Origin of the sequence: Corallococcus sp. 4LFB (assembly GCF_046520365.1) — a bacterium.
In the GTDB taxonomy this organism is placed as follows: Bacteria; Myxococcota; Myxococcia; order Myxococcales; family Myxococcaceae; genus Corallococcus; species Corallococcus caeni.
This window is the reverse complement of record NZ_JBKGHJ010000408.1, coordinates 1-7,683: the sequence shown is the minus strand read 5'-3', so window position 1 is coordinate 7,683 and position 7,683 is coordinate 1. Positions and strand designations below refer to the sequence as shown.

Here is a 7,683-nt window from a genome sequence, read left to right as displayed (position 1 = left end):
GCTGAGGGACCTGCTCGTCGCGCGCCTGGACCGGCTGGGCCGCGGCAAGGAGACCGCGCAGATCGCCTCCGTGCTGGGCCGCGAGCTGACGCACGAGCTCCTGCGCCACGTGAGCCCGCTGACGCCGGAGGCGCTGGAGGCGGACCTGGAGCGGCTGGTGGGCTCCGGGCTCCTGCACCGCAAGCGCCGGCCGAAGGGGCCCGTGTACCTCTTCAAGCACGCGCTGGTGCGGGACGCGGCCTACGACTCCATGCTCAAGCGGTACCGGCAGCAGGTGCACGCGAAGACGGCGGAGGCGCTGGAGGCGCACTTCCCGGAGCAGGTGGAGGCCCGGCCGGACCTGCTCGCGCACCACTGGGCCGCCGCGAACCTCAAGCGCAAGGCCATCGTCTACGCGCAGAAGGCCGCGTTCGCCGCGCTGGTGCGCTCCGCCTACCTGGAGGCCATCCTCTTCGCCCGGCTGGGCCTGTCGTGGCTGGACGCCATCGACGACCCGGTGGAGCGCGCGCAGCTGGAGCTGAGCCTCAACGGCGTGCTCGCGCCGGCGCTGATGTCCACGCAGGGCTGGCGCTCGCAGGAGCTGCGCACCGTGGCGGAGCGCTCGCTGGAGCTGCTCTTCACGGTGGGTGAGAGCCCCTACGCGGCCCCGACGCTGTGGGTCCTCTCCATCTTCTACCACCTGGGGGGTGACCAGCGCCGGGTGCGCGGCCTGCTGGACCGGCTGGTGGCGCTGGCGCAGCGCACCGGGGACGCGGGACAGGAGGCGGTGGCGCTCACCATCCTCTCCAACATCGAGCTGCTGGAGGGCCGCCTGGGCGAGGCGAAGGCGAAGGCGGAGCGCTGCCTGTCGCTGTTCGACCCGGTGGCGCACCGCATCCACCGCATCCTCTACGGGCAGGACACGCGCGTGGGCGGCGAGTCCGTGCTGTGCCGGGGGCTGTGGCTGCTGGGCTTCCCGGACCAGGCGAAGGCGCACGGCGAGGCCGCGGTGGCGTGGGGCCGCGAGCTCAACCACGGCACCAGCATCGGCCTGTCCTTCATCTACCTGCTGCTGATAGCGCAGGAGCACGGCGACCGCGCGGAGGCGCTCCAGCTCATCGCCCAGCACGCGGAGCTGTCCCACCGCTACGGCCTGCTGGAGCAGTCCGCCTACGTGGGCATCCTGCGCGGGTGGGCGGCGAAGGACCTGGAGGCGATGCGGCGCGGCATGGCGATGCGCGAGGCGTTCGGCACGGAGATGGACCAGCCCGCCTACTACGCCATCCTCGCGGAGCTGGAGCTGGAGCTGGGCCACGTGGACGCGGCGCTCGCCTCCGTGGAGCAGGGCCGGCAGCGCGCCCAGGCCCTGGGCGAGGCGTACCACGAGTCCAAGCTGCTGCGCGTCAAGGGACAGGCGCTGCTGCAGCGGGATGGAAACACTGCACCCTCCGCGGAAGCGTGCTTCCGGCAGGCCGCGGAGGTGGCACACGCCCAGGGGGCGCGGATGCGCGAGCTGCAGGCCGTCACGGCGCTGGCGCGGGTGCTCCAGGCGTCGGGACGACAGGAAGAAGCCCGGCAACGGCTGCAAACGGTCTACAGTACCTTCTCCGAAGGATGGGGAACGCCGCCCATCCAGGAGGCCGGCGCGCTGCTGGAAGCGCTGGGAGGAGAACGCTGACATGAGCAAGAAGAAGCCGGAGTCGAAGGCCGCGCCCGCGCCCGCACGGGCCCGCCCGGTGGCTCGCAAGCCCACGCGGAGCGCGGGGGCCCAGGCCGCCACGGTGAATGACTGGCAGGCCGTGTGGATGCGCGCCGTCGCGCTGGCGTGGAAGGAGCCGGAGTTCGAGGCGGCGCTGCAGAAGGATCCGCGCCAGGCCCTCAAGAAGCGCTTCGACTTCGACCTGCCCGCCAGCATCCACCTGAAGGTCGTCCCCTCCACCGCGAAGGACGCGGCGGCGGACAGCACCTGGAAGGTGAACAGCGCGGAGGTGGAGCTGCACCTGCCGAAGAAGCCGGCGGACGTGGCCGACCACGCCGTGGCCCTCTCCAGCCTCACCGACACCTACGGCCGCTCGCACTGCTGCGGCAGCCCCTGCTGCTGAGAGCCGCCGCGCGGGCGCGTCGCGGCCGTCAGGGGGCCGAGTCCGGAGGATCGCCCCCCGACACCGCGAAGGCGCCCACGGAGGCCTCGGCGAAGCCGTCCACGCCCGCCACGCGCTGGAAGAAGTCCGGGTCGCTCCGGCCCAGCGCGTAGGGCCTGAGTCCCAGCGCGGTGGACACCAGGTAGAGCGTCTGCACCAGCGCCCCGGTGTCCTGCAGCACCAGCGAGTACGCCAGCGTCTCGTACTTCCACGCGAGCCGCGGCACGCGCGCGGCCACCACCATCAGCACCTCGGGCCGCTCGAAGGGCTCCACCGGCGCGCGGGCCTCGTCCATCAGCGCGTGGAACTCCGGCGTGGGGCCGCTCAGCTTCTCCAGCCGGTGGCCCAGCGGGTCGTAGTGGTAGGCGCCCGGGGCCAGGCCCTGGCACTCGCCCACCATGGGGTACAGCTCCAGCGCGTACACCGCGCCCGCGCCGGGGTAGGGCCGGTCGGTGATGTCCCCGTCCTGCGTGGTGCGCACCTCGCGCACGCGCGCGGCGCGGTAGAGCAACTCTCCCAGCTGCCGCACGGTGAGCGGGGCGGCGCCCGGCCGCGCAGGCTGCGGCGGGCCTCCAGCACCTCCGTGAAGGTGCGGTCGCCGCCCGCGCGCAGCGCCTCCATGTCCGGCCGGTACAGCTCCACCGCCTCCTGCGTCACCGACGGCTTGATGGCGGGCGGGTTGGGCAGCTCGCCCCGGAAGCGGTAGGTGGCCCCCGCGCGCGTCTGGTGGCCCCAGCCCCGCGAGCGCAGGTGGAAGAGCAGGTCGTGCGGCTCCCACTGCTTCAGCGCCGTCTGCGTCTCCTCCGACGCCGGCACGTCCAGCCCGTTGGGGACCAGGATGCCCGTCTCCGCCAACAGGCGCACCAGCTCCCGCAGCGTGAAGGACTCGATGCCGGTGTTGAACTGGTTGAGCCGCGCCAGCAGCGTGGGGCGGGCCATGTCGAAGAGCAGCGACACCACGCGCCGGTCATGCAGCGCCGCGGTGGCGTGCACCGTGGGGCAGTCCAGCACCGCGCGGCCCTCCGCCATGCGCGTGTGCGCGAAGCGCGACAGCTGCAGCGGCTGGGTCGCGTCGAACGTCGCGCGGTGGCGCAGGAAGGACGCGGAGGCCGGCGTGAGCGTCAGGAGCAGGTTGCCCCGCTCCTCCACCGTCCACGACAGCAGGCCGCCGTCGCCCGCCAGGTCCAGCCAGTACCACGCGAGCGTCGCGTCCGAGCCCGCGGCGGCCGGCACCTCCGCCTCGTGGATGCCTCCGTCCGCGAGCGACTCGAAGACCGCGCGCACACCGGGGGCCAGCGGGCCCAGCCGCAGCGAGCGGCCAGGGCCCTCCACGCGTGCGTCCTCCGCGTCGGGGCAACGCAGCGCCACACCTTCGGCGAGCGACAATCTCATTCGTGCGGCCTCACGGCTCCACACCGTAGAACCGAGTCGGGTTTTCCCAGAGAACCTTTCGTAGACGACTTTCGGTCATCCCGTCACGCAAGGACAGCAGCGACCCCAGCACATCCTCGCCGTGGTCCAGGTGGGGGAAGTCGGTTCCGAAGACGAGGCGGTCCTCCGGGAGGTGGCGCACCACGTCAGACAGGTAGGGCTCATCCGGCTCCAGGGAGACGAAGCAGTGCCGGCGCAGGTAGGAGGAAGGGAGCTGTCGGATGGTGGCGGAGACCTCTGCACCCACGGCACGATATTCCTCGTCCAGCCGCCACGCCCAGTACGGCAACCAGCCGCAGCCGGCCTCCATCGCGCCGACGCGCAGGGTGGGGTGCCGCTCCAGCACGCCCCCCTGGAGGAGCGCCAGCAGGCCCATCATCAGCTCCATGGGGTGGGCGCAGACGTGGTTGGCGAAGCGGGTGTCGAAGCGGTCCGCGCCCGCGGACGGGACGTAGACGTGCCCGCTGCCGTGGAGCACCACCGCGAGTGAGCGCTGCTCGCACTCGGCCCAGAAGGGGGCGTAGGCGGCGTCCGACAGCAGCCGGCCGTTGATGGGGTTGGGGCGCACCATGACGGCGCGCCAGCCGAAGCCCGCGACGCGGCGGACCTCCGCCACCATGGCCTCCGGCTCGTGGCGGCTGATGAGCCCCACGCCCCGCAGGCGCTCCGGCTGGTGCGCGCAGAAGTCATGCAGCCAGGTGTTGTAGACGGACGCGAACGCGGTGGCCACCTGGGGCTTCAGGGGCCAGAAGCCCTCCAGCAGCAGCGCGTAGGTGGGGAAGAGGGCCGCCATGTCCACGCCGTCGCGGTCCATCTGGGCCAGGTACACGTCCGGCCGCTGCAGGAGCTCGTTGCGGCCCAGCTGCGCGTAGGAGCGCGCGGAGAACTCCACCCAGGCCCTCTCCGGCATGTGGTTCCACAGCGGCTTGCCGTCCACCTCCGGCAGCGGCTGCACGGGCAGCAGGCCCTGGGGGCCCAGCCGCTCCAGGCGCGCCTCCAGGGTTTCGTCCGGCAGGCGTCCCGGGCGGGGCGCGTGCGGCGCAGGCCGGGCTCCAGCTGCTCCGCCCACAGGCTCAGCGGCTCCAGGACGTGTCGGTCCGCGTCGAAGATGCGAAGGCCGTCGCGCATGCGTCAGGGTCCCCAGCTCGCGAGCTCGTCGCGCACGTCCTTGAGCAGCGCTTCCAGGAGGCCGGTGCGGCGGGCCTGGGCGCGCAGGGCCTGCTCCTCCGCGTCCTCCAGCGTGCCCGCGCGTCCGCCCCGGGTCTCCACCGCGCGGTCGCACAGCTCGCGCAGGAACTCGTGGTGCTGCGGCTGGAGCGTCTGGAAGCCCTCGCCCCAGCGGGCGACGAAGTCCACCAGCACGTCGCGCGAGGCCTCCGGCACGTCGCGGCGGTCGGGCAGGTCGCGGCTCAGGCGCACGAAGAGGTCCGGGAACACGTCGCGCATCGCCGCGGCGAAGGTGGCCGGGACGTAGACGGGCTGCGTGTCCGGGACGAGGTCGCCCTGGCGCTCGGCGGCCAGCACCGCGTCGAAGTCCGTGAAGAGGCGCTCGTGGCGGCGGCGCTCGTTCTGGTTGCGCGCGAGGAAGAACACCGCGCGCGGCAGCATGGCCGGGGCGGCGCGGCGCACCTGGGCGAGCGTGTCCCCCACGGCCTGGCGCTCGCCGGGCGTCAGGGCCCAGGCGGCGGTGGCCTCGCGCAGGAAGCGGTCGGTGACGGCCTCCGGCCACTCGGGCTCCTTCACCTGGGGCGGGCGCTGGATGCCGGCGATGAAGCCCCGGATGCGCTCGCAGGCGGCGTCCCAGGTGGACAGCCGCTCCACCAGGTCGCGGAAGCCTTCGAGCAGCTGGGGCCGCGTCATGCCCAGGGGCATCACGTTGAGCACGATGGCGCCCCGGTCCTGGGAGTGCGCCTTCCTGGGCGTGGCGAGCCGGCCCTCCGCGCGCAGCCGCGTCCACAGCTTCGTGCCGCGCGGGGCCTGGAGCGGCGCCACCACCACCCAGGGCAGGTGCGTGCGCTGGATGTTCGCGTGCAGCGAGTCGAAGACGGCGGGCGTGTCGTGGTCGAACCCGACGATGAAGCTGCCCCGGGGGCCGATGCCGTGCGCCTGGATGCGCAGGAGGTCGCCCACGAGGTCCGCGCGCACGTTCTGGTGCTTCTGGGCTTCCTTGAGCGCGCCCGCGTCGAAGGACTCGATGCCCAGGACGACGGTGTAGAAGTTCGCGTCCGCCATGCCCTCCAGCAGCCCGGCGTCGCGGCTCAGGTTCATCGTCACCTGGGTGAAGAAGCGCAGCGGGCGGGGCAGGGCGCGGTTCAAGGGCACCAGCCCCGCGAGCACCTGCTTCGCGTAGGCCGCGTCCCCGATGAACTCGTCGTCCGCGAAGAAGACGCCCTCCGCGCCCAGCGCCGCGTGGGCGCGCACCTCCTCCAGCACGCGCTCCACCGGCTTGTGCCGCTGCTTGCGGCCGTACAGGTAGATGACGTCGCAGAAGGAGCAGTCGAACGGGCAGCCGCGGGTGGTCTGCACGGAGCCCCACGCGTAGCGCGGGAAGTCCGCCGCGACGGCGTCCCAGCGCGGCGGGGGGCTCTCGCTCAGCGACGGCTTGTCGAGCTGCCGGTACTCCGGCGAGTACTCGCCCGCGAGCCAGTCCGCGAGGAAGCGCGGCCAGGTGCGCTCCGCCTCGTTGACGAAGAGGGCGTCGAAGAAGCCCCGGTAGTCCTCCGGCGCGGCGGAGACGGCGGGGCCGCCCGCGACCACCGTGGCGCCCCGGTCGCGGAAGAGGCCGCCCAGGAAGCGCGCCTGGTAGGTGAGGGCGGAGTACATCACCGACACGCCGACGAGGTCGTAGTCCGGCAGCTCCGTGTCCGCGCGCAGCTGTCCGTGCAGCTCCTCGTCCCAGATGTCCACGCTGAAGGCGTCCGGGGTGAGCGCCGCGAGCGTCGCGCAGGCCAGCGGCGTCATCGTCGCGCGCTTCACCAGCCCGCGCTCGGGGTCGAAGTCCTCCGTCTCGCGGTCCACGTGGCGCCGGTCGGGCCCGCACTGGACCAGGAGGATGCGTGGCTTGGGTTCAGGAGGCGGGGCCATGGCTCAGAAGTAGAACGGCACGGGGTTGAGCTGCGCTTCGGTCCTCGGGGCCGCGAGCCACCCCATCCGCACGGGGACGTCATACAGCCGGCCGGGGCCCAGCCGGCGCCAGAAGTGCCGCAGCCCCGGGACGATGACCTTCACGGCGCAGACGCCCACGTCCGGCCGTGATTGCTCCATCACCAGCAGCTCCAGTCCCGCGCGGGCGCCGGCCACGCACTCGCGCACGTCGTCGCGCAGGTCGTCATGCCACACGCGCGGGAAGTCGGCGCGGACGCGCGCGGGGACCGCGTCGTCCGGGAAGAGCCAGGTGACGTCGTCGTGCGCGCCCGCGTCCCAGGGCGACGGGGCCGTGTCCTTCGGGTCGTAGCACTGGGCCACCTCCGTGAGCGCGCGCTGCACGGCGAGCTTCGCGTCGAAGTGGCAGCCGCACCCGGCCCAGGCCCGCCTCCGCTCCGGGGACCACGCGAGCGCGACGAACACCGGGATGCCCAGGTCGTGCGTGAGATCCAACACCGACAGCTGGACGCCGAGCGACTGGTAGTGCGCCTCCACGGACGCGAACCACGGCTCGTCGAAGGAGCGCAGGTCCAGGCGCGGACGGCGCAGGCGGTTGTACCACCAGAGCGCCACCGCATCGCGCTCCACCAGCTCCAGGAAGCCCTGGAGGATGGCCTCCTCCACGCAGTTGCCCGCCGCGTTGCCGTTGGAGTTGAAGAGGCAGAACGGCCCGTCCGCCCCCGGGGGCGTGGGCGTGAAGAGGTACGCGAACGACGTGGGCACGTACTTGTGGACCCCGTGCGTGAGCGACCACGCGGGGCTCCAGTCCAGGGGTTGATCCGCGTAGGGCAGGGGCACCGCGGTGCGCATGTCGCGGCGGGCCGGGCCTTCGAGCGTGGCGGGCCGCGCCTGGAGCTGCGCGGCGCTGAAGTGCTGGAGCGCGTCCGGGTGTACGGCCTTCGCGCCAGCTGGGACGCCGTGGCGTGGACGCGGGCTCGTCGCCCTGGAACACCGCGCTGTAGCGCTCCAGCGCTTCACACAGCGCGCC

6 protein-coding genes and 1 pseudogene are annotated in these 7,683 nt (G+C 73.1%); 2 read left to right on the top strand and 5 right to left on the bottom strand.

The features are described from left to right. Together ACLEQD_RS32180 and ACLEQD_RS32175 are read left to right on the top strand one after the other, a co-directional pair. Positions 1-1,657 (top strand): ATP-binding protein (locus ACLEQD_RS32180; RefSeq protein ID WP_410389322.1); only part of this gene is annotated, 1,657 nt, incomplete at its 5' end. A gap of 1 nt (position 1,658) precedes the next feature. Continuing rightward, positions 1,659-2,081, top strand: coding sequence for a BMA_0021/BMA_0022 family TOMM bacteriocin (locus ACLEQD_RS32175; RefSeq protein WP_410389321.1), 423 nt, complete (start codon positions 1,659-1,661; stop codon positions 2,079-2,081). Between the two features lie 28 nt (positions 2,082-2,109). On the opposite strand, the gene ACLEQD_RS32170 is transcribed toward ACLEQD_RS32175, so the two are convergent. From ACLEQD_RS32170 to ACLEQD_RS32150, 5 genes and pseudogenes are all read right to left on the bottom strand, one after another. Further along, complete coding sequence (locus tag ACLEQD_RS32170; RefSeq protein ID WP_410389320.1) at positions 2,110-2,601, bottom strand: SagB family peptide dehydrogenase; 492 nt, start codon at positions 2,599-2,601, stop codon at positions 2,110-2,112. 266 nt (positions 2,602-2,867) lie between these two features. Continuing rightward, positions 2,868-3,512, bottom strand: a pseudogene (locus ACLEQD_RS32165) (hypothetical protein); the annotation flags it as partial. 10 nt (positions 3,513-3,522) lie between these two features. Beyond that, a complete protein-coding gene (locus ACLEQD_RS32160; RefSeq protein WP_410389319.1) occupies positions 3,523-4,620 on the bottom strand; it encodes an amidohydrolase family protein in 1,098 nt (365 codons plus the stop codon). 62 nt (positions 4,621-4,682) lie between these two features. Further along, complete coding sequence (locus tag ACLEQD_RS32155; protein WP_410389318.1) at positions 4,683-6,569, bottom strand: radical SAM protein; 1,887 nt, start codon at positions 6,567-6,569, stop codon at positions 4,683-4,685. Positions 6,570-6,638: 69 nt separating this feature from the next. Beyond that, positions 6,639-7,683 (bottom strand): YcaO-like family protein (locus tag ACLEQD_RS32150; protein ID WP_410389317.1); only part of this gene is annotated, 1,045 nt, incomplete at its 5' end.